Source organism: Streptomyces sp. NPDC052301, from assembly GCF_044593395.1.
In the GTDB taxonomy this organism is placed as follows: Bacteria; Actinomycetota; Actinomycetes; order Streptomycetales; family Streptomycetaceae; genus Streptomyces.
The window spans coordinates 79,737-102,338 of sequence record NZ_JBIUBE010000009.1 but is presented as its reverse complement, the minus strand read 5'-3'; the positions used below and the strand labels follow the sequence as shown (position 1 = coordinate 102,338).

Genomic DNA, 22,602 nt, shown 5'->3' with positions numbered 1-22,602 from the left:
AATGCTCAGCCCTCGGCGATCTCGCGAACCTCACAGGTCACCGTCCAGAAGTCCTCGTGTACCTGGAGGAACCGCTTGGTCCACTCCAGGGCCTCGGCCTTGTCCTTGCACTGCATGATCGCGTAGCCGCCGATGACCTCCTTGGACTCGGTGAAGGGCCCGTCGGTGACGGAGAGCTTCCCGCCCTCCCAGGTCATCCGGGTGCCCTGGGCGGTCGGGGTGAGCCCGGCGGTGTCGAGCATGACGCCGGCCTTCGTGACCTCCTCGATCAGCTCGCCCATCCGTCGCATCAGCTCCTCGCTGGGGCCCTCGGCGGGCACGGAGGACTCGTCGATGCGCACGAGGGACAGGTAGCGGGGCATGGTGACTCCTTCGGTCGGTCCGGTCGGGCGGCGGGGCTTCTTCCCCGCCGCTCACCCCTGCGTCGAACGGGAGACCCCCGGATCGACACGCTCTCCGACTTTTTTTCCGGCGTCCCGCACCACCGCGACCGAGGCCCCGGCGCCGAAGCCCGTCGAGGCTCAGCGCAGCGACGCCCACAGGTCGCTCGCCGCGGGTTCCTTCGCGACCACCCGGTTGGGGTCGGAGGGTGCCGTGACGACCGGCATCATCACCGTCCTGACGTGGTCGGCCGTCAGTCCCTGCAGGCTCTGGCCGAGCCGCATCAGCTCGCCGAGGGAGTCCAGGCCGGTGTCGGTGGTGAGGCTCGCGGTGACCGCGTCGGCGACCCGGTACAGCCTGGCCGGGTCGGTGAGCAGGTTCGTCGTGGCCATCTGCTCCAGCAGGGCCCTGACCAGCTGCTGCTGCAGGCCTATGCGGCCCAGGTCGCTGCCGTCCCCGATGCCGTGCCGGGTGCGGGCGAGGGCCAACGCATGCTTGCCGTCCAGGTGGTGGGGGCCGGCCGCGAGGTGCAGATGGCTGTCGTCGTCGTCGATGTCCTGGGTGGTGGTGACGTCGACCCCGCCGAGCGCGTCCACCAGCTTGGCGAAGCCGGAGAAGTCGATCTCGACGAAGTGGTCCATGCGGACGTTCGTGAGCGACTCGACCGTCTTCACCGCGCACACCGGCCCGCCCACCGCGTAGGCGCTGTTGAACATGGCACCGTACGCCGGCGCCGTCGCGCCGCCCGAGGCCAGCGGGCAGGACGGGCGGGTGACGAGGGTGTCCCGCGGGATGCTGACGACGGTGGCCCCGGTGCGGCCCGCGTCGATGTGCACCACCATCGCCGTGTCGGAGCGGGCCCCGGAGCTGTCACCACCGCCCAGCTCCTTGTCGGCCTTGCCGCTGCGTGAGTCGGAGCCGAGGACCAGGATGTCGACGGCGCCGGTCGGCAGCGGCGAGGCGGCGGCCGCGGCACCGGCGGGCGGGGTGATCACCGCCTCGGCGGGCCGGTCGTCACCGAGCGCGCCGTTGATGTCGACGCTTTTGATGTTGTGGTCCAGATGCCAGTACGCCCAACCGGTGGCGGCCATGCCCAGCACCAGGGTGCCTGCCAGGGTGAAGCCGACGATCTTCAGCGCCCGAGACCGCCGGCCCGCCCGTCTGCCCGTTTCGCCGTACTCCTCGTGTCCCGTCACGGGCAGGAACGTAAGTCCGAATTATTAGGGGACTGTTAGCGGAAGCCGTGAGAATCGGTTTTCTTCGGAAATTCTCACGGCGGGCCGTTGCCGACGCCTCCGAAAGTTTCGGCTGGACAACCGATTGGCTTCGGAGGAGTGCGGGGACACGCCCCACCCGTCAACACGTCACCTTCCGGCCACCCGCGTCACGGCGCCGCCGTGCTCGACCGCACCACCAGGCTCGTCGCCAGCTCCACCCGGGTCGCCGCCCGCTCCTCCTGCGCCCGCCCGAGCTCCAGCACCAGCCGGGCGGCCGCCTCGGCCATCTCGGTCAGCGGCTGCCGTACGGTCGTCAGCGGCGGGCCCACCCAGCGGGCCACCGGCAGATCGTCGAAGCCGACCACGCTCAGGTCCTCGGGGATGCGCAGCCCCAGTTCACGGGCGGCCTCGTACAGGCCGAGCGCCTGCAGGTCGTTGCCCGCGAAGACGGCCGTCGGCCGGTCCGGGCGGCGCAGCAGCTCCAGGCCCAGCCGGTAGCCGGCGTCGTGGTGGAAGTCGCCGGTCACGATGAGCGCGGGGTCGGCGGGCAGGCCGGCCGTCTCCAGGGCCGCGCGGTAGCCGTCGACGCGGGCCCGGGCGCACATCATCCGGGGCGGGCCACTGATCGCGCCGATGCGGGTGTGGCCCAGTTCGACCAGGTGGCGGGTGGCGGCGAGGCCGCCCTGCCAGTTGGTGGCACCGATGGACGGCACGTCCGGGCCGGGGTCGCCGGCCGGGTCCATCACCACGAACGGGATCGAGCGGCTGGCCAGCAGGGCCCGCTGGGACTCGTCGAGCCCGGACAGCACCAGCACCACCCCGTGCGGGCGGCGGGCGGCGACCTGGTCAGCCCAGGTCCGGCCCGGAGTGAGCCGCCCGGCGGACTCGGACAGCACGACGCTCAGCCCGGCGTCCCGCGCCACGTTCTCCACGCCCCGGATGACCTCCATCGCCCAGGCGCTCTCCAGTTCGTGGAAGACCAGGTCGATCAGTGGCGACCGGGAGGCCTCGGCGCGCCGGCGCCGGTAGCCGTGGACACGCAGCAGCTCCTCGACCCGGGTACGGGTGGCGGGAGCCACGTCGGCGCGGCCGTTGAGGACCTTCGAAACAGTCGGAGCCGACACCCCGGCCTCCCGGGCGATCTCGGCGAGGGTCGCCGTCTGCGTTTCTGCGGGCTTCGAAGGCTTCATGCCCGCGATCGTATCGCCGTCGGACCTCTTGACGAAGGTGCGTGTGCGCCATAGGTTCCCGGAACATTCGGAGTAAATTCCGAAACATTCGTAGCAGACGGGAGTTCCATGACCACCGCTCCTTGGCGCGACCCCGCCCTGCCCGCCGAAGCCCGCGTGGCCGACCTGCTCTCCCGGATGACGCTGGAGGAGAAGGCCGCCCAGCTGTACGGCGTGTGGGTGGGCGCCGCCACGGACGGCGACGGAGTCGCACCGCTGCAGCGCGAGATGGCGACCGAGCACGACTGGGACGAGCTGATCACCCTCGGACTCGGCCAGCTGACCCGCTCGTTCGGCACCGCCCCGGTCGATCCGGCCCTCGGCGCCCGGGCCCTGGCCCGCGCCCAGCGCCGCATCGCCGCCGCCGGCCGCTTCGGCATCCCGGCCGTGGCCCACGAGGAGTGCCTGGCCGGCTTCACCGCCTGGCGCGCCACGGCGTACCCGGTGCCGCTCGCCTGGGGCGCGTCCTTCGACCCGGAGCTGGTCGAGGAGATGGGCCGCCGCATCGGCCGGGACCTGCGCGCGGCCGGGGTGCACCAGGGCCTGGCCCCCGTGCTGGACGTGGTCCGCGACCCGCGCTGGGGACGGGTCGAGGAGACGATCGGCGAGGACCCGTACCTGGTGGGCACGGTCGGCACGGCCTATGTGCGGGGCCTGGAGTCGGCCGGGGTGGTGGCCACGCTCAAGCACTTCGCCGGGTACGCGTCCTCGGCGGGCGCCCGGAACCTGGCCCCGGTGCGGGCGGGTGTGCGGGAGTTCGCGGACGTCACCCTGCCGCCCTTCGAGATGGCGCTGCGCGAGGGCGGGGCCCGCTCGGTGATGGCGGCCTACACCGAGACCGACGGGGTGCCGGTCTCCGCCGACCCGCGCCTGCTGACCGACGTGCTGCGCGACGAGTGGGGCTTCACCGGCACCGTGGTCGCCGACTACTTCGGCATCGGCTTCCTGCGCAGCCGGCACCGGGTCGCCGCCGACGACGCCGAGGCGGCCGGGCTGGCCCTGGCGGCGGGCATCGACGTCGAGCTGCCGACCGTGAGGTGCTACGGCGCGCCGCTCGTCGACGCCGTAGGGGAGGGCCGGATCCCCGAGTCCGTGGTGAACCGCGCCGCCCGCCGCGTCCTGCTGCAGAAGTGCGAACTGGGCCTGCTGGACGAGGACTGGCGGCCGGAGCCGCAGGGCCCGCTCGACCTGGACTCGGCGGCCAACCGGGCCGTCGCCCGGCGGCTCGCCGAGGAGTCGGTGGTCCTGCTGGACAACCCCGGCGCACTGCTGCCGCTGGCCTCCGTCACCCGGATCGCGGTCGTGGGCCCGCGCGCGGCGGACGCCCTCGCCATGCTCGGCTGTTACTCCTTCCCCTCGCATGTCCTCACCCATCACCCCGAGGTTCCGCTCGGCATCGAGATCCCCACGGTCGTCGAGGCCCTGCGCGCCGAACTCCCCGCCGCGAAGGTGACGTACGCCGAGGGGTGCGGGGTCTCGGACCCGGACACCGCCGGCTTCGCGGAGGCGGCGGCCAGGGCGGCGGAGGCGGACGTGTGCGTCGCGGTGCTCGGCGACCGGGCGGGCCTGTTCGGCCGGGGCACCTCCGGCGAGGGGTGTGACGTGGCCGACCTGCGGCTGCCCGGCGTACAGGCGGAGCTGCTGGACGCGCTGGTCGCGACGGGAGTCCCGGTGGTGCTGGTGCTGCTGACCGGCCGTCCGTACGCGCTCGGCCGGTGGCAGGGCCGGCTCGGCGCGGTCGTGCAGGCCTTCTTCCCGGGCCAGGAGGGCGGCCCGGCGGTGGCCGGGGTGCTGTCCGGCCGGGTCGACCCCTCCGGCCGGCTCCCGGTGAGCGTGCCGCGCCTGCCCGGCGGCCAGCCCTGGACCTATCTGCAGCCGCCGCTGGGACTGGCGGGCGAGGTCAGCAGCCTGGACCCGACCCCGCTGTACCCGTTCGGGCACGGCCGCTCGTACACGACGTTCACCTGGGAGGACTTCCACGGCCCCGAGGCGGAGATCCCGACGGACGGCTCGTACGACGTCTCGGTGACCGTCCGCAACACCGGCGACCGCGCGGGAGCCGAGGTCGTCCAGCTGTATCTGCACGACCCGGTGGCGTCGGTGACCCGCCCGGACGTCCGGCTGATCGGGTACCGGCGTCTGGAGCTGTCCCCCGGCGCGTCCCGCCGGCTGACCTTCCGTTTCCATGCCGACCTGTCGGCCTTCACGGACCGGACGGGGGTACGGGTGGTGGAGCCCGGCGCCCTGGAACTGCGGCTGGGGGCGTCGAGCACGGACGTACGGCACACCGCGCGGCTCCGCCTCACCGGCCCGGTGCGAGGGATGGGGCCGGAGCGGCGACTGCGCTGCGACGTGGAGGTGTCCCGGGGAACTGATTGAACCTCAGGGGCCGGGTGGAACGTATCCAGTCACGGCGGAAGCACAGGGTCTCCCTCTTCCGCAAGACTCCTGCATGGGCGTTCAGGATGGTTTCAGGTTGTCCTTGGCAGGGTCGGGCCGTAATTGATCACCCCCCACCTGGCAGGAGCACCGTTGCCGACGACACAGTCCGTCATGAAGAAACTGCCCGAGGTCACTCTCGCGTTCTGGATCATGAAGATCGCGGCGACGACTCTCGGCGAGACCGCGGGCGACCTGTTCGCCCAGACGCTCAAGCTGGGCTACTTCCTCACCACCGTCGTCCTGTTCATGGTCTTCGTGGTGACGCTGGTGATCCAGCTGCGCTCGGCCCGCTACAACCCGTTCTTCTACTGGACGGTGATCCTGTCGACCTCCATGGCCGGCACCACCATGTCCGACTTCATGAACCGCGACGCCAGCGCGAAATACCTCTCGGGCGGCGCGACGAGGCTGGGCTGGGGCCCGCAGGGCCTGGGCCTCGGCTATCCGGAGGGCGCCGCGATCCTGGTCTCGATCCTGGCGCTGATCTTCCTCGGCTGGAAGCTGAGCGGGATGACCTTCCAGATCACCGAGATCGTCACCTTCCGGGGCGAGGCCCTGTTCTGGTCGGCGATCCTGGTCTCCAACACGCTCGGCACCTCGATGGGCGACTTCCTCTCCGACAGCTCGGGCCTCGGCTATCTGGGCGGTGCGGCCCTGGTGACCGGCGTGCTGCTGGTCCTGGTGGCGCTGATGAAGGTGCCGCCGGTGCCGAACGTGCTGCTGTTCTGGATCGCGTTCGTCCTCACCCGCCCGCTGGGCGCCACGGCCGGCGACCTGCTGACCAAGCCGGTCGCCAAGGGCGGTCTGGACCTGGGGACGGCCGGTTCCTCGGCGGTGCTGCTCGCGGTGCTGTTCGGCCTCATGGCGTACGCGCAGCTCAAGGAGCGGCGGGCGGCGGCCACCGAGGTCCTGGGCCCCGAGGCCGGAGCGGTCCAGCCGCAGCGCACGGGCCGCCCGTAACGGCGAAACCCGCCTCCGGATCACCGGAGGCGGGTTTCGAGCGGAGCGCCGGGCAGGCCTTGCACCTGCATCTCCCCGCAGGAAGCGGGACGTCTTTCCTTGGACCACCAACGCACTGCGTTCCGACCGGAGTTCCGGCCGTTCGCTGTGTGATGATCATAGCGCAGTCCGGCCGGACACTTCAACTTCAGCCGCCGGCCACCGACTCGAACCGCCAGCGGTGCACGGCCCGCGTCACCAACGTGCCGTCCGGTTCGGGCAGTTCGGGCAGATCGGCATCGTACGGCGCGTCCCACCAGGTGATGACCAGCACCCGGTCCTGCGGCGCGCGGAAGGTCTCCCGGCGCACCGGCCGCCCGGCGAGCCCCTGCGCACGGGCCCAGGCGAGCAGCTCCTCGCCCCGGCCCTCGGCGGCCCGCGCCTCCCACATCAACGCCACGGTCACGAGTACAGGTTCTCCTTGCTGACCTCGTGCACATGGTCGTGGTCGTGGCCCGGCACGTGCGGGTCGGTCACCGGCAGGGAGGAGTCGGCCGACAGGTCCCAGCCGGAGGCGGCCCGGTTGCGGGCGACCATCTCGGCGCCGAGCGCGGCCACCATCGCACCGTTGTCCGTGCACAGCTTGGGGCGCGGCACGCGCAGCCGGATACCGGCCGCCTCGCAGCGCTCCTGGGCGAGGGCCCGCAGCCGGGAGTTGGCCGCCACGCCGCCGCCGATCATCAGGTGGTCGACGCCCTCGTCCTTGCAGGCGCGGACGGCCTTGCGGGTGAGCACGTCGACGACGGCCTCCTGGAAGGAGGCGGCCACGTCCCGGACCGGGACCTCCTCGCCGGCCGCCCGCCTGGCCTCGATCCAGCGGGCCACGGCCGTCTTCAGGCCGGAGAAGGAGAAGTCGTACGCCGGGTCGCGCGGACCGCTGAGCCCGCGTGGGAAGGCGATGGCCGCCGGGTCGCCCTCGCGCGCGTACCGGTCGATGACCGGGCCGCCGGGGAAACCCAGGTTCAGCACACGGGCGATCTTGTCGAAAGCCTCGCCGGCCGCGTCGTCGATGGTCGCGCCCATCGGGCGGACGTCGGAGGTGATGTCCGAGGACAGCAGCAGCGAGGAGTGGCCGCCGGAGACCAGCAGGGCCATCGTCGGCTCGGGCAGCGGGCCGTGCTCCAGCTGGTCGACGCAGATGTGCGAGGCGAGGTGGTTGACGCCGTACAGGGGCTTGCCGAGGGCGTAGGCGTACGCCTTGGCCGCCGAGACGCCGACGAGCAGGGCGCCGGCCAGACCGGGGCCCGCGGTGACCGCGATGCCGTCCAGGTCCCTGGCGCTGACCCCCGCCTCCTTCAGCGCCCGGTCGATGGTCGGGACCATGGCCTCCAGGTGCGCCCGGGACGCCACCTCCGGCACGACACCGCCGAAGCGGGCGTGCTCGTCGACGCTGGAGGCGACGGCGTCCGCCAGCAGGGTGGTGCCGCGGACGATGCCGACGCCGGTCTCGTCACAGGAGGTCTCGATGCCGAGGACGAGAGGTTCGTCAGCCATTGATCTCGGTTCCTTGTTCTGGATCTGAGGAGGGGCCCGCGGCGGAGCCGCCGTCGGATGCTGTGGTCAGACGCATGACCAGGGCGTCCACGTTGCCCGGCTGGTAGTAGCCGCGCCGGAAGCCGATCGGCTCGAAGCCGAACCGCTCGTAGAGCTTCTGGGCGCGGACGTTGTCGACCCGGCACTCGAGCATCACCTCGTGGCACTCGAACGCGGTCGCCGCGCGCAGCAGCTCGGCCAGCAGCCGGCCGCCGAGGCCCGTGCCCTGGTGGCTACGGGCCACGGCGATGGTCTGGATGTCGCCCTGGTCACCGGCGGCGACGAGACCGGCGTAGCCGACGATGCGGCCCTCGGCCTCGGCGACGACGTACCGCCGGGTCGCCGCCGGTCCCCGGGCGTGGGCCAGCTCGGACCAGAACATGCCCCGGGACCAGGTGTCCTCGGGGAACAGGTCCTTCTCCAGCTCCAGGACCGGGTCGATGTCCCACCAGCGCATCTCGCGCAGTTCTTCGGTCACTTCGGGGTGACCACCTTGTAGTTCTTGGGCACCTGGGCGTCCGGGCGGCGCAGGTACAGCGGGCGGGGTGCCGGCAGCTCCTCGCCCGCGGCCAGCCGCTCGGCGGCGAGCGAGGCGAGCGAGGCGGCGGACACGTGCTCGGGCTCGTGGGCGCTCGGGAACGTGTCCGGGTAGAGCAGCGCGCCGGCGCCGACGGCCGGGACTCCGGCGACCTGCTCGGCGATGTCGGCCGGGCGGTCGACGGCCGGGTCGGTCAGCCGGGTCCGGGAGTCGGCGTACTTGGCCCAGTAGACCTCCTTGCGCCGGGCGTCGGTCGCCACGACGAAGGGGCCTTTCTCGATGTCGGCGGCGTAGGCGAGGCCGTCCAGCGTGCAGACGCCGTGGACGGGGACGCCGAGCGCCAGGCCGAAGGTGTCGGCGGTCATCAGGCCGACGCGCAGGCCGGTGTAGGGACCGGGCCCGGTGCCGACGACGATCCCGGTGACCGCCTCCAGCTTGAGTCCGGCTTCGGCGAGCACACGGTCCACGGCCGGCAGCAGCAGCTCTCCGTGCCGGCGCGCGTCCACCTGGCTCGACGAGGCGATGACGTCCGTGCCGTCGTGCAGCGCGACGGTGACGGCGGGTGTTGCGGTATCCAGAGCGAGCAAGAGCACGCGAACAGCCTACGGCGCCCGCGCCTCGTGCATGGCCGTCCGGGCGGGACCGTCACTGGCTGCTACGGTCTGTACGAAGTACGACATATGGTACGAGGCAGAGGTGGGCGCAGGTGGCAGGGACCAGCTCGGGAATCGTGGCCGGCCTGACCGCGGTCGCCGTCGGAACCGTCGGCTTCCTCGCCTATCGGGCCCAGGCGACCGTCCCGGCGGGCCTGGGCGGCAGGCCCACGGCCAGCGCGTCCCCCTCGGCGACGCCCACCAAGGCGCCCCGCGACCGGCTCCACCCGACGGCCCTGCCGGGCAGCTCCGGTACGGGTGAACGGGTCGTGTACTCGGTGGACGACAACCGGGTCTGGCTGGTCGACGAACGCAACCGGGTGCAGCGCACCTTCCGGGTGAACCCGGGCAGCGTGGACCCGCCGGTCGGCCAGTACTGGGTCAGCTCCCGCTCCAACGCCGTCACCGGCACCGACGGCCTGCCCATCGAGCACGTCGTGCGGTTCACCAGCGTGGACGGGGTCGTGATCGGCTTCAGCGCGGCGGTGGGCGGCGGCGACGCGCAGACCGTGGCCGATCCGAACGTGAAGACGGGGGGCATCCGGGAGAGCCGGGTGGACGGGGAGGCGATGTGGAAATTCGCGACGATCGGGGTGCGGGTCGTCGTGATCCGTTAGGCGGCCGCGGGTGAGCGCCGCGCCGGGCCGTCGTCCGATTGCGGGCCGTGGCCCTGGACACCTTCGGGGCGCTCCGGTGCCCGGGGCGGCAGGGAGACCGCCTTCGCCGCCGCGCACGCCGCCAGCAGGTCCTGCATGGACACCGCGGTGGACAGGGTCGGGCCGGGCTGCTGCTCCGTGGGGCCGTCGGCGGGCATGGGCGCCTCCTGGGGTGCCGGGGGCGGCGCGGTCGGGGGCTGGTTAGGCACACCTAACCACGGGCTGGACACCATGTCATCACGCCCGGGACGTCCTGCGCAATATGTTGCCGACGGCTTGTCGGAAACGGCGGCTCAGGCCGCGAGCGTCTCCAGGCCGGCCGCGGACCAGCGCTCCCCCAGCCCGGTCACCGTCACGTGCCGCACCTCGTCCGTGGTGTCGCCCACCGCCCTGTGGATGACCACCTGGAGCCGGTCGTCGGTCAGCTCCTCGACCTTGCCCTCGCCCCACTCCACGACGATCACCGAGTCGGGCAGCGAGACGTCGAGGTCCAGGTCCTCCATCTCGTCCAGACCGCCGCCGAGCCGGTAGGCGTCCACATGGACCAGCGGGGGGCCGTCACCGAGCGAGGGGTGCACCCGGGCGATCACGAACGTCGGCGAGGTGACCGCGCCACGCACCCCCAGCCCCTCGCCGAGACCCCGGGTCAGCGTGGTCTTGCCCGCGCCGAGTTCCCCGGAGAGCATCACCAGGTCGCCCGCGCGCAGCAGCTTGGCCAGCCGGCGTCCCAGCTCCCGCATCTGCTCGGGCGAGGTGATCGTCAGCCGCGTCTCAGCGGGGTTGTGCGGTACTGCCGGTGCTGCTGGATGTTCCATAGCCACTTACGGTAGCCCCTGCCGGCACCGCACCCGCGCGGGTGAGCAGGTCGGCGAGGCGGTCGGTGACCACCTCCGGGTGCTCCAGCATCACGAGGTGTCCCGCGTCCGGTACGAGCACCAGCTCGGCCTCGGGGAGCAGGTCGGCGATGGCCTCGCTGTGCTCGCTGGGCGTGACCAGGTCCTGGACGCCGGCCAGCACCAGCACGGGCATGTCCCGGAAGCAGGTGAGCGCCTCGGTCTTGTCGTGGTCGGTGAAGGCCGGGTAGAACTCGGCGACCACGTCGATCGGGGTGGCCTCGATCATCCGTTCGGCGAAGCGCTCGACGGCCGGATCGACGTCCCGGGAGGCGAACGAGTACCGCTTGATCACCCCGGCGAACAGATCGGCGGTGGCCCGGCGCCCCTTCTCCACCAGCTCCGCCTGCTGGCCGAGCGCCTTCAGCACTCCGGGCAGGATCCGGCGCACCGCGTTGACACCGGCGACGGGCAGCCCGAAGTTGACCTCGCCGAGCCGCCCCGACGACGTCCCGACGAGGGCGGTGGCGACGACCCGGTCCCGGATCAGTTCGGGGTACTGGGCGGCGAGCGCCATCATGGTCATCCCGCCCATCGAGTGCCCGACCAGCACGATCGGCCCGTCGGGTACGGCGGCGTCGAGGACGGCCTTCAGATCGCGGCCGAGCTGGTCGATGGTGACCGGCACCCGGTCCCGGGTCTGCCCGACCCCCCGCCCGGAGCGGCCGTGGCTGCGCTGGTCCCAGTGCACGGTCCGGACGACGCCGCGCAGGGCCGCCCGCTGGAAGTGCCAGGAGTCCTGGCTGAGGCAGTAGCCGTGGCAGAAGACGACGGTGACCGGGGCGGGCGCCTTGCGGCCGAAGAGGCGGCGCCGGCGCGGGGAGACCTGCGGCCCCGGATCGGGCTCGGCCTCGTCGACCTCGTAGTACAGCTCGGTGCCGTCGTCGGCGTACGCCTTGGCCGGGGTGCCGCGCAGGGTGCCGTACGGCCCCGCGGAGTCCAGCGCCAGCCGCGCCTTGCGGCGCATGCCCCGCCCCACCGTCATCCGCTCCACGGCGACACCGGCCGCCGCGCCCGCGGCCAGCACGCCTATCGCGGCACCGGCGATGCCGGTCGCCCGGCGCCAACTCCCGGCCGCCCCCGCGGCGGAGGCGGCGGCCGCCGCGGCGACGACGTCCGCGACGGCCTCCGCACTGCTCTCGCTCACGTACCGCTCCTCTTCGCCGTACTGCAGTTCGCCTGGGTGGGTGAAACCGATGGTGCCGGTGGTGCCGGTGGTGCCGGTGTGACTGGTGCCGATGATCCGGGTTGCCGCTTCCGGACGCGTTACCCGGGTTGTTCCCCGTTCACATAGACGCGAGGAACGCGCGTTCCGATCCGCGTGACGATCTCGTACGCGATCGTGCCGCTGGCCTGCGCCCAGTCCTCGGCGGTGGGTTCACCGCGGTCGCCGGGCCCGAACAGCACGGCCTCGCTGCCCACCGGGGGTTCGTCGCCGCCGAGGTCCACCACGAACTGGTCCATGGCGACCCGTCCGGCGACGGTCCGCCACTTGCCGGCGATGAGGACGGGACCGGTGCCGGAGGCGTGCCGGGGGATGCCGTCGCCGTAGCCGACGGGAACGAGACCGAGCGTGGTGGCACCAGGGGTGACGTAGTGGTGGCCGTAGCTGACCCCGTGCTCGCCCGGGACGTGCTTGACCAGCGCGAGCGAGGCGCTGAGGGTCATCACCGGGCGCAGTCCGAAGTCGGCCGGGGTGCCGAGCTCGGGGCTGGGCGAGATGCCGTACATGGCGATGCCGGGGCGGACGAGGTCGAAGTGGGTCTCGGGGAGGGTGAGCGTCGCCGGGGAGTTGGCGATGTGCCGTACCTCGGGCCGTACGCCCTGGTCCTCGGCGTGACCCAACATCTCCCGGAAGCGGTCGACCTGGGCGGCGACGGACGGGTGACCGGGCTCGTCGGCACAGGCGAAGTGCGACCACAGCCCGGTGATCCGGACCAGCCCCGCGGCCTCGGCGCGCAGGGCCTCGGCGACCAGTTCGGGCCAGTCGGCGGGCTGACAGCCGTTGCGTCCGAGACCGGTGTCGGCTTTGAGCTGCACGCGCGCGACCCGGCCGGCCTCCCTGGCCGCCCGCTCCACCTCGCGCAGGGCCCACAGTCCGCTCAGGGACACGTCGATGTCGGCCTCGATCGCCTGCCGCCAGGGCCCGCCGGGCACCCACAGCCAGCACAGGATCCGCCCCGGCAGCCCGGCCTCGCGCAGCGCGAGGGCCTCTTCGGGGGTGGCCGTACCGAGCCAGGTCGCTCCCGCCGCGAGCGCGGCGCGGGCGCACGGCAGCGCCCCGTGGCCGTACCCGTCGGACTTGACGACGGCCATCACGGCCGCGCCCTTCGCCCGGGCACGCAACACCCGCACATTGGCGCGCAGGGCGCCCAGATCGATCTCGGCGCGGGCGCGCAGGGGGGCGCTCGGCACAGCTGCAGTCTCACTCATGGCGCCCCCAGTGTCTCAGAGGGCCGTCCCGGCACCGGCTGCCGTGTCAGGTACCCGGCACTGATCGGATACGCCGCGAATTAACCCAAGAGGTGCAAGACGGGACGAACGGCCTCGCCCGGGTGCGGCTCCGGGCGGGCTGGTCGCGCAGTTCCCCGCGCCCGCAGGGAGCTGCGGTCCCGTCAGCTGCACGGCGCCGCCACCGCTGCCGGCAGGCGGCTCGGCCCGACACGCGCCGACGGCCGGGCTCACCCCCGCACATCCCTCCACGCCTCAGGGATGCGGGCGGCCACGTCGTGGGCCCCCACCGGTGCCCCGTCCGCCGCGAACCGCCCGGCCAGGCCGTGCAGATACGCCGCCACACCCCCCGCGTCCACGGCGGACAGCCCCGCCGCCAGCAGCGACCCGGCCAGCCCCGACAACACGTCCCCGCTCCCCGCCGTGGCCAGCCAGGGCGTCCCCGTGGCGTTCACCCGCACCGCACCGCCCCCGGCGTCGGCCACCAGTGTCGTCGACCCCTTCAGCAGCACGGTCGCCCGGTACACCGCCGCCAACTCCCGTGCCGCGGCCAGCCGAGCCTCCTCGACCTCCTCGCGCGGCACCCCCAGCAACGCGGCGGCCTCCCCCGCGTGCGGCGTCATCAGGGTCGGCGCGGTACGCCCCCGCACCGCGTCCCGCTCGGCCAGCCGCAGCCCGTCCGCGTCGATCAGCACCGGCACGTCCGCCGCCAGCACCTCGGCCACGGTCGCCGCGTCCTCGCCCGCCCCCGGCCCGACCACCCAGGCCTGCACGCGCCCTGCCTTGGCGGGTCCGGTGTCGGACACGAGCGTCTCCGGGAAACGGGCGATGACCGCCTCTCCGGCGGGCCCGACGTACCGCACGGCCCCCGCGCCACCCCGCAACGCCCCGGACACGGCGAGCACCGCGGCCCCCGGATACCGCGCCGACCCGGCCGCGATCCCCACCACACCGCGCCGGTACTTGTCGCTCTCCCCGGCGGGGAGCGGCAACAGCCGCGCGACGTCCGCGTGCTGCAGGGCCGTCAGCTCACCCTCGGGCGGCAGCTCCAGGCCGATGTCGACGAGCCGCACGACCCCCGCGTACTCCCGAGCGGGATCGACCAGCAGCCCGGGCTTGTACGTCCCGAAGGTGACGGTGAGATCGGCCTGTACGGCGACTCCCCGCACCTCGCCGGTGTCGGCCTCCACCCCACTGGGCAGGTCCACGGCCACCACCGTGGCCCGGGACCGCTCCACGGCCCACGCGAGCCACTCGGCATCGGGCCGCAACCCGCCCTTGCCCCCGATCCCGACGATCCCGTCGACGACCAGATCGGCCCGCTGGATCCACTCGTCGACGGATGCGGCGGACTCGGCCGACTCCGCGGAGACGACGGCACCGCCCGCCCGCCGCAGCGCGGCCAGTCCCCCGCCGTGCGCCCGCCCGGGCGACAGCAGCACGGCGGTGACGCCGGCCCCCCGCCGGGCCAGCCGCGCCCCGGCGTACAGGGCGTCCCCGCCGTTGTCCCCGCTGCCGACGAGCAGCACCACCCGACTGCCGTACACCCGCCCGAGCAACTCCGCACAGGCAGCGGCCAGCCCGGCGGCCGCCCGCTGCATCAGCGCTCCCTCCGGCAGCCGCGCCATCAACGCCCGTTCGGCCGCCCTTACCGTCTCCACGCTGTACGCAGTACGCATGGCACCGAGTCTGCCCCGGAACCCCCCACCCCCACACCCGGACCGTTCACCCCTCGGCGACCACCACGGCCGAGGCGATCCCGGCGTCATGGCTGAGGGACACGTGCCAGGCCCGCACCCCCAGCTCCGCGGCCCGCGCGGCCACGGTCCCCTTCACCCGCAACCGCGGCTGGCCGCTGTCCTCGACGTACACCTCGGCGTCGGTCCAGTGCAGCCCGGGCGGCGCCCCCAGCGCCTTGGCCAGCGCCTCCTTGGCGGCGAACCGGGCCGCCAGCGAGGCGATGCCCCGCCGCTCCCCGCCGGGCAGCAGCAGCTCCCGCTCCACGAACAGCCGGTCGGCCAGTCCGGGCGTACGCTCCAACGACGCCCGGAACCGGTCGATCTCGGCGACGTCGATCCCCACTCCGATGATGCTCATGCCGGGCAGCCTACGGCGGCCGTCCCCGGCCGGTGCCTGCCCGGACGCCAAGATCACCCGACGGCGCCGGGCACCCTCCGTCTACGCTGCGGCCATGACTTCCCAGGCCTATCTCTCCGACCTCTTCTCGCTCGACGGCCGTGCCGCCCTGGTGACCGGGGGCAGTTCGGGCATCGGCCGGGCCATCGCCGGGGCACTGGCGCGCGCCGGGGCGAGCGTGGTGGTCGTGGCCCGGAAGAAGGATCAACTTGCGGAGACAGTGGAGGAGTTGACGGCAGACGGATGCCGGGCGGCCTGGGTCCAGGGTGACCTGAGCAACCGCGACGGGATCCGTGCGGCGGCCGAGGAGGTGGCCGGCGCCCACGGCGAACCCGACATCCTCGTCAACTGCGCCGGCGTCAACCTCCGGCCGCCGATGAGCGAGCTGGACGAGGACGTCTGGGACACCACCATGACGGTGAACCTGGAGGCGCCCTTCCTGCTGGGGCAGCGGTTCGGACCCGGCATGGCCGAGCGGGGCTTCGGCCGGATCATCCACATCACCTCCCAGCAGGCCCACCGCGCCTTCGTGCAGAGCGGCGCGTACGGCGTCTCGAAGGGGGCGCTGGAGTCGCTGGCCCGCTCCCAGGCCGAGGCGTGGTCTCCGCACGGCGTCACCTGCAACACCCTGGTGCCGGGCTTCGTGATGACGCCGCTCAACGCACGGCTGTCGTCCGACCCCGGCAAGGTCGAGGCACTGGCCGCGCGCACGATGGTCGGGCGCAACGGCCTCGCCGAGGACTTCGCGGGCGCGGCGGTGTTCCTGGCGAGCCGCGCCTCCGCCTACGTCACCGGCCAGTCGATCTTCGTCGACGGCGGCTTCTCGACCCACTGAGCCGCCGTCGGCCGCACGGTCCGCGGTCCTACTCCACCGTCACCGACTTCGCCAGGTTCCGCGGCTGATCCACCTCGTTCCCCCTGGCGGTGGCCAGCTCGCACGCGAAGACCTGCAGCGGCACGGTGGCCACCAGCGGCTGCAGCAGGGTCGGGGTGGCGGGGATGCGGATCAGGTGGTCGGCGTACGGGACCACCGCCTCGTCGCCCTCCTCCGCGATGACGATGGTGCGGGCGCCGCGCGCGCGGATCTCCTGGATGTTGGAGACGATCTTGTCGTGCAGGACCGAGCGGCCACGCGGGGACGGCACCACGACCACCACCGGTACGTCCTCCTCGATCAGCGCGATCGGCCCGTGCTTCAGCTCGCCCGCCGCGAAGCCCTCGGCGTGCATGTAGGCGAGCTCCTTGAGCTTCAGGGCGCCTTCCAGCGCCACCGGGTAGCCCACGTGCCGGCCCAGGAACAGCACCGTGTCCTTGCCGGCCAGGGTGCGCGCCAGGGCCCGTACCGGCTCCATCGTCTCCAGGACCCGCTCGACCTCCTCGGAGATGCGGGAGAGGTCCCGGATCACGACCTGGATCTCGTCGCCCCACTTGGTGCCGCGCACCTGGCCCAGGTACAGGGCGACCAGGTAGCAGGCCACCAGCTGGGTGAGGAACGCCTTGGTGGAGGCCACCGCGACCTCCGGGCCGGCGTGCGTGTACAGCACCGCGTCCGACTCGCGCGGGATGGTCGAACCGTTGGTGTTGCAGATCGCCAGGACCTTCGAGCCCTGCTCACGGGCGTGGCGCAGCGCCATCAGGGTGTCCATGGTCTCGCCGGACTGGGAGATGGCGATCACCAGGGAACGGCCGTCCAGGATGGGGTCCCGGTAGCGGAACTCGCTCGCCAGCTCCACCTCGCACGGGATCCGCGTCCAGTGCTCGATGGCGTACTTGGCGATCAGGCCGGCGTGGAAGGCCGTACCGCACGCGACGATGACGACCTTGTCGATCTCCCGCAGTTCGGACGGGGAGATGCGGACCTCGTCCAGGGTGAGGGAGCCGGACGGGTCGATGCGCCCGAGCAGGGTGTCGGCGACCGCCTTGGGCTGCTCGGCGATCTCCTTGAGCATGAAGTAGTCGTAGCCGCCCTTCTCGGCGGCCGAGGCGTCCCAGTCCACGTGGTAGGAGCGGACCTCGGCCGGGCGGCCGTCGAAGCCCGTCACCGTGACGCCGTCCCGGCGCAGCTCCACCACCTGGTCCTGGCCCAGCTCGATCGCCGACCGGGTGTGGGCGATGAACGCGGCGACGTCGGAGGCGAGGAACACCTCGCCCTCGCCGACGCCCACCACGAGCGGCGAGTTCCGGCGCGCGCCCACGACCACGTCCGGCGCGTCCGCGTGCACCGCGACCAGCGTGAACGCGCCCTCCAGCCGCCGGCACACCAGCCGCATGGCCTCCGCCAGGTCCGCCGTCCCCGAGAACTCCTCGGCGATCAGGTGGGCGACCACCTCGGTGTCCGTCTCGGAGTGCAGCTCGTGGCCCCGCTCGGCCAGTTCGGCGCGCAGGACCGCGAAGTTCTCGATGATGCCGTTGTGGACGACGGCGACGCGCCCGGCGTTGTCGAGATGCGGATGGGCATTGGCGTCGGTCGGGCCGCCGTGCGTGGCCCAGCGGGTATGGCCGATGCCCGTCGAACCCGCCGGCAGCGGCCGCTCGACCAGCTCCTTCTCCAGGTTGACCAGCTTCCCGGCCCGCTTCGCCGCGGCGAGCCCGCCGTCCGCGAGCACGGCGACGCCCGCCGAGTCGTACCCCCGGTACTCCAGCCGCTTCAGCCCGGCCATCACGACATCGAGCGCCGACTGCGACCCTACGTATCCCACGATTCCGCACATGCGCCGCAGCCTACGGCGCGAAGGCGGTCGGATCGGGGCTCCTGCTGCCCGAAATCGGAAATTCCCACCGTCGTACGAAGGGGTGTCCGGCGCGTGACGGACCCCACCCTCCGGCCTGTTCAAACTCCGTTAACAATGAACTGTGATCTCACCGGTCTCCTCGATGCCCCGGAGCGCCCACCGGCACAAGCCGGAGGCGACTCCCTTCGTCGACCTCACCCGCGCCGAGTGGAGTGCGCTGCGCGACAAGACGCCGCTGCCGCTCACCGCCGAGGAGGTGGAGAAGCTGCGCGGCCTCGGCGACGTGATCGACCTGGACGAGGTGCGGGACATCTACCTCCCGCTCTCCCGGCTCCTCAACCTCTACGTCGGCGCCACGGACGGCCTCAGAGGCGCCCTGAACACGTTCCTCGGAGAGCAGGGGTCCCAGTCCGGTACCCCGTTCGTCATAGGGGTCGCCGGCTCGGTGGCCTGCGGCAAGTCCACCGTCTCCCGCCTCCTGCAGGCGCTGCTCTCCCGCTGGCCCGAGCACCCGCGCGTGGAGCTGGTGACGACGGACGGCTTCCTGCTGCCCACCAAGGAGCTCCGGGCCCGCGGGCTGATGTCGCGGAAAGGCTTCCCCGAGTCCTACGACCGCCGGGCCCTGACCCGTTTCGTCGCCGACATCAAGGCCGGCAAGGACGAGGTGACGGCCCCCGTCTACTCCCACCTGATCTACGACATCGTCCCCGACCAGCGGCTCACGGTCCGCCGCCCGGACATCCTGATCGTCGAGGGCCTGAACGTCCTGCAGCCCGCCCTGCCCGGCAAGGACGGCCGCACCCGGGTCGGTCTCGCCGACTACTTCGACTTCAGCGTGTACGTCGACGCGAGCGCCGAGGACATCGAGAGCTGGTACCTCAACCGCTTCAAGAAGCTGCGCCAGACGGCCTTCCAGAACCCGTCCTCGTACTTCCGCAAGTACACCCAGGTCTCCGAGGAGGAGGCCCTCGACTACGCCCGCACCCTGTGGCGGACGATCAACAAGCCCAACCTGGTCGAGAACATCGCCCCGACCCGCGGCCGGGCCACCCTGGTCCTGCGCAAGGGCCCGGACCACAAGGTCCAGCGTCTGAGGCTGCGCAAGCTGTAGCCCGCCCGGTTGGATGGGCTCATGCTGCATCTGCGCCTGATCACCCCGGCCGAGAAGACCGACGAGGTGGTGCGGCTGATCGAGAAGACGGTCGGCACCACCCATCTCGTGGTGCTGCCGGGGGCCGCCCGCAATCCCGTCGGCGACCTCGTCCTGTGCGACGTGGCGCGCGAGGCGGGGGACGAACTCATCCACGGACTGCGCCGGACGGGACTGGACGAGTCCGGTGCGATCGCCGTGGAGGACATCGACCTCACGCTCTCCCGACGCGCCGACAAGGCGGAGCAGGAGGCGCCGGGCGCGGGTGTCGACGCGGTGCTCTGGGAGGGCCTGACCGAGGCGACCCACGAGGAGTCGACGCTGTCGGTCACCTACCTCGCCTTCATCACCCTGGCGACGATGATCGCGGCGTGCGGTGTCGTCCTGGACAACGCCGTGCTGATCGTCGGCGCGATGGCGGTGGGACCGGAGTTCGGTCCGCTGGCGGGTCTGTGCACCGCCCTGGTGCGAAGGCGCCCGCGCCTCGCGCTGCGCTCACTGATCGCGCTGCTGGTGGGCTTCGGGGTGGCGATGGCGGTGACCGTGGGGTTCACCCTCTTCATGGACGCCGCGGGCTTGTTCCACCGGTTCCAGCTGGACGGCAAGCGGCCCAACACGGCGTTCGTGTACGCCCCCGACGCCTTCTCGTTCATCGTGGCGGTCCTGGCCGGCATCGCAGGCACCCTGTCCCTGACCTCCGCCAAGTCGGGCGCACTCGTGGGCGTCGCCATCTCGGTGACCACCGTCCCGGCCGCCGCGAACGCCGCCGTGGCCCTCGCCTACGGCGACACCTCCCAGACGGTCGGGTCGACGAACCAGCTCCTGCTGAACCTGCTGGGCATCGTGCTGGCGGGCACCGTCACCCTGCTCGCGGAGAAATGGTTCTGGACGCGACAGAGGGAACGTCTCGGCTGACAGCGGCAGCCGACACGGGGCACGGGGCTGCGCCTGATGTGCGGCTCCGCCGCGTGGGCGTGCCGGGCCACGACGACCGCCGCGGCCGGCGAAGCGCAGTTCCCCGCCTCCCGAACCCTGGAAGAGCTATCCCAGCGCCGACTTCACCGCGTCGGCCAGCCGCCCGGCCACCGACCGCGCCTGGTCGATGTCCGCCGCCTCGACCATGACCCGCACCAACGGCTCGGTCCCGGAAGGCCGCAGCAGCACCCGCCCGGTCTCACCGAGTTCCCGCTCCGCCTCGGCGACAGCGGCAGCGAGGTCGGCCGACGTCCGCACCCGCGACTTGTCCACGTCCGGCACATTGATCAGCACCTGCGGCAGCCGCTCCATGACGGAGGCCAGATCCCGCAGCGTACGGCCGGTCTCGGCGACCCGCGCCGCCAGCAGCAGGCCCGTCAGCGTGCCGTCACCGGTCGTGGCGTGGTCGAGGATGATCACGTGCCCGGACTGCTCGCCACCGAGGGCGTAGCCGTGCTCCTTCATCTCCTCGAGCACGTACCGGTCGCCGACGGCCGTCTGCACGAGCCGGATCCCGGCCTTCTCCATGGCCAGCTTGAAGCCCAGGTTGGACATGACGGTCGCGACCACGGTGTCGGAGCGCAGCTCGGAGCGCTCCCGCATCGCCAGCGCCAGCACGGAGAGGATCTGGTCGCCGTCGACCTCCTCACCGGTGTGGTCCACGGCCAGGCAGCGGTCGGCGTCGCCGTCGTGCGCGATGCCGAAGGCCGCGCCGTGCTCGATCACCGCGGTCTTCAGCAGGTCCAGGTGGGTCGAGCCGCAGCCGTCGTTGATGTTGAGGCCGTCCGGCTCCGCGCCGATCGTGACGACCTCGGCGCCCGCCCGGGAGAACGCCTCCGGCGAGACCCCCGAGGCCGCACCGTGCGCTTCGTCCAGGACGATCTTCAGGCCGTCCAACCGGTTCGGGAGGACCGAGAGGAGATGGGCGACGTACTGCTCGAAGCCCTCTCCGTACGACCGTACGCGGCCGACCCCGGCGCCCGTCGGGCGCTGCCAGGGCTCGCCGTGGCGGTGGGACTCGTAGACCGCCTCGATCCTGTCCTCGAGCTCGTCGGCGAGCTTGTGGCCGCCGCGGGCGAAGAACTTGATGCCGTTGTCCGGCATGGCGTTGTGGCTGGCGGAGAGCATCACGCCCAGGTCGGCGCCGAGCGCGCCGGTCAGGTGCGCCACCGCGGGCGTCGGCAGCACGCCGACCCGCAGGACGTCCACGCCCGCGCTGGCCAGGCCGGCGACGACCGCGGCCTCCAGGAACTCCCCGGACGCTCGCGGGTCCCGTCCGACCACCGCCGTCGGCTTGTGGCCCTCGAAGGTGCCCGCCTCGGCCAGCACGTGCGCCGCGGCGACGGAGAGGCCGAGCGCCATCTCGGCCGTCAGGTCCGCGTTGGCGACACCGCGCACGCCGTCCGTGCCGAAGAGTCGTCCCACTTGTCCTCCTGAGGAAGCAGCATTTTGGCGATCGGTGCGGTCCGGCGCGCGCCTCCCGACATCCGATCACACAAGCCTCTGAGCGTCTTGTGTCGTTATACGCCCTTGGCTGGGATAAACGAACGCCCCGACGGCACAAGTGGCGTGCCGCCGGGGCGTTCGGAGTACGAGCAGGCAGCTCCTGATTAGCGCTTGCTGTACTGCGGAGCCTTGCGGGCCTTCTTCAGACCGGCCTTCTTGCGCTCGACCGCACGGTCGTCGCGCTTGAGGAAGCCGGCCTTCTTCAGCGGGCCGCGGTTGTTGTCGACGTCGGCCTCGTTCAGCGCACGGGCGACACCGAGACGGAGCGCACCGGCCTGACCGGAGACACCGCCACCCGCGATGCGGGCGATGACGTCGTAACGGCCCTCGAGCTCGAGCACCTTGAAGGGCTCGTTGACCTCCTGCTGGTGCACCTTGTTCGGGAAGTAGTCCTCGAGGGTGCGGCCGTTGATCTTCCACTTGCCGGTGCCCGGGACGATCCGGACGCGGGCAATGGCGTTCTTGCGGCGGCCCAGGCCGGCGGCCGGCTGGGGCTCGCCGAAGCGGGAGGCCAGGGACTCCGAGGTGTACTCACCCTCGACGGGGACCTCGGACTCGGTGGTGTAGCTGTCGATGTCAAGCTCTTCGAGCGGCTGCTCGGCAGTGGTCTCGGCCACGATTCTCCTCAGATTCTCTTCAGTCTTAGGGGGTGGCCGGACTTACTGCGCGACCTGGGTGATCTCGTACGGCTGCGGCTGCTGCGCGCCGTGCGGGTGCTGGTCACCCTTGTAGACCTTCAGCTTCGAGAGCATCTGACGGCCCAGGGAGTTCTTGGGGAGCATGCCCTTGACGGCCTTCTCGATGGCCTTCTCCGGGTTCTTGTCCAGCAGCTCGTCGTAGCGGACGGAGCGCAGACCACCCGGGTAGCCGGAGTGGCGGTAGGCCATCTTCTGGGTCCGCTTGTTGCCGGACAGGTGCACCTTGTCGGCGTTGATGATGATGACGAAGTCACCAGCGTCGACGTGCGGCGCGTAGATCGGCTTGTGCTTGCCCCGGAGAAGGGTCGCTGCGGTGGTGGCGAGACGGCCCAGGACAACGTCCTGAGCGTCGATGACGTGCCACTGGCGCGTCACATCGCCGGGCTTGGGGCTGTACGTACGCACGGTTCGTA

Annotated in this window: 23 protein-coding genes; 6 read left to right on the top strand and 17 right to left on the bottom strand. The window is 72.3% G+C overall.

Annotated elements, in window-relative coordinates:
* Positions 1-5: 5 nt before the first annotated feature.
* The 3 genes from ACIHEJ_RS25565 to ACIHEJ_RS25555 all read right to left on the bottom strand — a co-directional run bounded on the left by ACIHEJ_RS25565 (position 6) and on the right by ACIHEJ_RS25555 (position 2,788).
* Complete coding sequence (locus tag ACIHEJ_RS25565) at positions 6-362, bottom strand: YciI family protein (RefSeq protein ID WP_400138960.1); 357 nt, start codon at positions 360-362, stop codon at positions 6-8.
* Positions 363-521: 159 nt separating this feature from the next.
* Entirely contained in the window at positions 522-1,577 is a 1,056-nt protein-coding gene (locus ACIHEJ_RS25560; protein WP_400138959.1) for an LCP family protein, read from the bottom strand.
* Between the two features lie 188 nt (positions 1,578-1,765).
* Positions 1,766-2,788, bottom strand: a complete 1,023-nt coding sequence (locus tag ACIHEJ_RS25555) for a LacI family DNA-binding transcriptional regulator (RefSeq protein WP_400138958.1) — start codon at positions 2,786-2,788, stop codon at positions 1,766-1,768.
* 108 nt (positions 2,789-2,896) lie between these two features.
* Between ACIHEJ_RS25555 and ACIHEJ_RS25550 the strand changes: the two genes are divergently transcribed.
* Both ACIHEJ_RS25550 and ACIHEJ_RS25545 read left to right on the top strand, forming a co-directional pair.
* Positions 2,897-5,206 carry a glycoside hydrolase family 3 N-terminal domain-containing protein gene (locus tag ACIHEJ_RS25550; RefSeq protein WP_400138957.1) on the top strand — a complete coding sequence of 770 codons (2,310 nt, stop codon included), beginning with the start codon at positions 2,897-2,899 and terminating at the stop codon, positions 5,204-5,206.
* A gap of 153 nt (positions 5,207-5,359) precedes the next feature.
* A complete protein-coding gene (locus tag ACIHEJ_RS25545; RefSeq protein ID WP_400138956.1) occupies positions 5,360-6,229 on the top strand; it encodes a hypothetical protein in 870 nt (289 codons plus the stop codon).
* Between the two features lie 187 nt (positions 6,230-6,416).
* Here the strand turns inward: ACIHEJ_RS25545 and ACIHEJ_RS25540 are convergent, their stop codons facing one another.
* From ACIHEJ_RS25540 to tsaB, 4 genes are read right to left on the bottom strand one after another with little or no spacing between them, the layout of a single operon-like run.
* Positions 6,417-6,674, bottom strand: coding sequence for a hypothetical protein (locus tag ACIHEJ_RS25540; RefSeq protein ID WP_400138955.1), 258 nt, complete (start codon positions 6,672-6,674; stop codon positions 6,417-6,419).
* Positions 6,671-7,762 (bottom strand): tRNA (adenosine(37)-N6)-threonylcarbamoyltransferase complex transferase subunit TsaD, encoded by a 1,092-nt coding sequence (gene tsaD, locus ACIHEJ_RS25535; RefSeq protein ID WP_400138954.1) that lies wholly within the window; start codon positions 7,760-7,762, stop codon positions 6,671-6,673. The genes ACIHEJ_RS25540 and tsaD overlap by 4 nt, the downstream gene beginning before the upstream one ends.
* Positions 7,755-8,258, bottom strand: coding sequence for a ribosomal protein S18-alanine N-acetyltransferase (gene rimI / locus ACIHEJ_RS25530; protein ID WP_400139155.1), 504 nt, complete (start codon positions 8,256-8,258; stop codon positions 7,755-7,757). The genes tsaD and rimI overlap by 8 nt, the downstream gene beginning before the upstream one ends.
* A 17-nt stretch (positions 8,259-8,275) precedes the next feature.
* A complete protein-coding gene (gene tsaB / locus ACIHEJ_RS25525; RefSeq protein WP_400138953.1) occupies positions 8,276-8,932 on the bottom strand; it encodes a tRNA (adenosine(37)-N6)-threonylcarbamoyltransferase complex dimerization subunit type 1 TsaB in 657 nt (218 codons plus the stop codon).
* A 113-nt stretch (positions 8,933-9,045) separates the two neighbouring features.
* On the opposite strand from tsaB, the gene ACIHEJ_RS25520 reads away from it, so the two are divergent.
* A complete protein-coding gene (locus ACIHEJ_RS25520) occupies positions 9,046-9,609 on the top strand; it encodes a hypothetical protein (RefSeq protein ID WP_400138952.1) in 564 nt (187 codons plus the stop codon).
* On the opposite strand, the gene ACIHEJ_RS25515 is transcribed toward ACIHEJ_RS25520, so the two are convergent.
* From ACIHEJ_RS25515 to ACIHEJ_RS25490, 6 genes are all read right to left on the bottom strand, one after another.
* Positions 9,606-9,806, bottom strand: a complete 201-nt coding sequence (locus ACIHEJ_RS25515; RefSeq protein ID WP_400138951.1) for a hypothetical protein — start codon at positions 9,804-9,806, stop codon at positions 9,606-9,608. The two genes, ACIHEJ_RS25520 and ACIHEJ_RS25515, sit on opposite strands and share 4 nt — an antisense overlap.
* 135 nt (positions 9,807-9,941) lie before the next feature.
* Positions 9,942-10,463 carry a tRNA (adenosine(37)-N6)-threonylcarbamoyltransferase complex ATPase subunit type 1 TsaE gene (gene tsaE / locus ACIHEJ_RS25510; RefSeq protein WP_400138950.1) on the bottom strand — a complete coding sequence of 174 codons (522 nt, stop codon included), beginning with the start codon at positions 10,461-10,463 and terminating at the stop codon, positions 9,942-9,944.
* Positions 10,420-11,688 carry an alpha/beta fold hydrolase gene (locus ACIHEJ_RS25505; RefSeq protein ID WP_400138949.1) on the bottom strand — a complete coding sequence of 423 codons (1,269 nt, stop codon included), beginning with the start codon at positions 11,686-11,688 and terminating at the stop codon, positions 10,420-10,422. The genes tsaE and ACIHEJ_RS25505 overlap by 44 nt, the downstream gene beginning before the upstream one ends.
* A gap of 119 nt (positions 11,689-11,807) precedes the next feature.
* Complete coding sequence (alr, locus tag ACIHEJ_RS25500; RefSeq protein ID WP_400138948.1) at positions 11,808-12,974, bottom strand: alanine racemase; 1,167 nt, start codon at positions 12,972-12,974, stop codon at positions 11,808-11,810.
* 248 nt (positions 12,975-13,222) lie between these two features.
* Positions 13,223-14,671 carry an NAD(P)H-hydrate dehydratase gene (locus ACIHEJ_RS25495; protein WP_400138947.1) on the bottom strand — a complete coding sequence of 483 codons (1,449 nt, stop codon included), beginning with the start codon at positions 14,669-14,671 and terminating at the stop codon, positions 13,223-13,225.
* A 46-nt stretch (positions 14,672-14,717) separates the two neighbouring features.
* The gene (locus tag ACIHEJ_RS25490; protein ID WP_366014700.1) at positions 14,718-15,089 is read right to left on the bottom strand and encodes a holo-ACP synthase; all 372 of its coding nucleotides are present in this window, start codon (positions 15,087-15,089) and stop codon (positions 14,718-14,720) included.
* Between the two features lie 94 nt (positions 15,090-15,183).
* On the opposite strand from ACIHEJ_RS25490, the gene ACIHEJ_RS25485 reads away from it, so the two are divergent.
* The gene (locus ACIHEJ_RS25485; RefSeq protein WP_400138946.1) at positions 15,184-15,963 is read left to right on the top strand and encodes an SDR family NAD(P)-dependent oxidoreductase; all 780 of its coding nucleotides are present in this window, start codon (positions 15,184-15,186) and stop codon (positions 15,961-15,963) included.
* A 28-nt stretch (positions 15,964-15,991) separates the two neighbouring features.
* On the opposite strand, the gene glmS is transcribed toward ACIHEJ_RS25485, so the two are convergent.
* Entirely contained in the window at positions 15,992-17,839 is a 1,848-nt protein-coding gene (gene glmS / locus ACIHEJ_RS25480; RefSeq protein WP_400138945.1) for a glutamine--fructose-6-phosphate transaminase (isomerizing), read from the bottom strand.
* A gap of 163 nt (positions 17,840-18,002) precedes the next feature.
* Here glmS and coaA point away from each other — a divergent pair, with 163 nt between their 5' ends.
* Positions 18,003-18,971, top strand: a complete 969-nt coding sequence (gene coaA / locus ACIHEJ_RS25475; protein WP_400139154.1) for a type I pantothenate kinase — start codon at positions 18,003-18,005, stop codon at positions 18,969-18,971.
* Positions 18,972-18,992: 21 nt separating this feature from the next.
* Positions 18,993-19,925 carry a DUF389 domain-containing protein gene (locus ACIHEJ_RS25470; protein WP_400138944.1) on the top strand — a complete coding sequence of 311 codons (933 nt, stop codon included), beginning with the start codon at positions 18,993-18,995 and terminating at the stop codon, positions 19,923-19,925.
* Positions 19,926-20,051: 126 nt separating this feature from the next.
* Here the strand turns inward: ACIHEJ_RS25470 and glmM are convergent, their stop codons facing one another.
* From glmM to rplM, 3 genes are all read right to left on the bottom strand, one after another.
* Positions 20,052-21,410, bottom strand: a complete 1,359-nt coding sequence (gene glmM / locus ACIHEJ_RS25465) for a phosphoglucosamine mutase (protein WP_400138943.1) — start codon at positions 21,408-21,410, stop codon at positions 20,052-20,054.
* A 185-nt stretch (positions 21,411-21,595) separates the two neighbouring features.
* A complete protein-coding gene (gene rpsI / locus ACIHEJ_RS25460; RefSeq protein ID WP_103812805.1) occupies positions 21,596-22,108 on the bottom strand; it encodes a 30S ribosomal protein S9 in 513 nt (170 codons plus the stop codon).
* A 42-nt stretch (positions 22,109-22,150) separates the two neighbouring features.
* Positions 22,151-22,594 (bottom strand): 50S ribosomal protein L13, encoded by a 444-nt coding sequence (gene rplM, locus ACIHEJ_RS25455; RefSeq protein ID WP_003998796.1) that lies wholly within the window; start codon positions 22,592-22,594, stop codon positions 22,151-22,153.
* Between the last annotated feature and the right edge of the window lie 8 nt (positions 22,595-22,602).

Bases quoted from the DNA above. Each gene is read 5' to 3' on its own strand.
- ACIHEJ_RS25565 (WP_400138960.1), bottom strand. From the start codon at position 362: ATGCCCCGCTACCTGTCCCTCGTGCGCATCGACGAGTCCTCCGTGCCC.
- ACIHEJ_RS25555 (WP_400138958.1), bottom strand. From the start codon at position 2,788: ATGAAGCCTTCGAAGCCCGCAGAAACGCAGACGGCGACCCTCGCCGAG.
- ACIHEJ_RS25550 (WP_400138957.1), top strand. From the start codon at position 2,897: ATGACCACCGCTCCTTGGCGCGACCCCGCCCTGCCCGCCGAAGCCCGC.
- tsaD (WP_400138954.1), bottom strand. From the start codon at position 7,762: ATGGCTGACGAACCTCTCGTCCTCGGCATCGAGACCTCCTGTGACGAG.
- rimI (WP_400139155.1), bottom strand. From the start codon at position 8,258: ATGCGCTGGTGGGACATCGACCCGGTCCTGGAGCTGGAGAAGGACCTG.
- ACIHEJ_RS25515 (WP_400138951.1), bottom strand. From the start codon at position 9,806: ATGCCCGCCGACGGCCCCACGGAGCAGCAGCCCGGCCCGACCCTGTCC.
- tsaE (WP_400138950.1), bottom strand. From the start codon at position 10,463: ATGGAACATCCAGCAGCACCGGCAGTACCGCACAACCCCGCTGAGACG.
- alr (WP_400138948.1), bottom strand. From the start codon at position 12,974: ATGAGTGAGACTGCAGCTGTGCCGAGCGCCCCCCTGCGCGCCCGCGCC.
- ACIHEJ_RS25495 (WP_400138947.1), bottom strand. From the start codon at position 14,671: ATGCGTACTGCGTACAGCGTGGAGACGGTAAGGGCGGCCGAACGGGCG.
- ACIHEJ_RS25490 (WP_366014700.1), bottom strand. From the start codon at position 15,089: ATGAGCATCATCGGAGTGGGGATCGACGTCGCCGAGATCGACCGGTTC.
- ACIHEJ_RS25485 (WP_400138946.1), top strand. From the start codon at position 15,184: ATGACTTCCCAGGCCTATCTCTCCGACCTCTTCTCGCTCGACGGCCGT.
- glmS (WP_400138945.1), bottom strand. From the start codon at position 17,839: ATGTGCGGAATCGTGGGATACGTAGGGTCGCAGTCGGCGCTCGATGTC.
- coaA (WP_400139154.1), top strand. From the start codon at position 18,003: ATGCCCCGGAGCGCCCACCGGCACAAGCCGGAGGCGACTCCCTTCGTC.
- ACIHEJ_RS25470 (WP_400138944.1), top strand. From the start codon at position 18,993: ATGCTGCATCTGCGCCTGATCACCCCGGCCGAGAAGACCGACGAGGTG.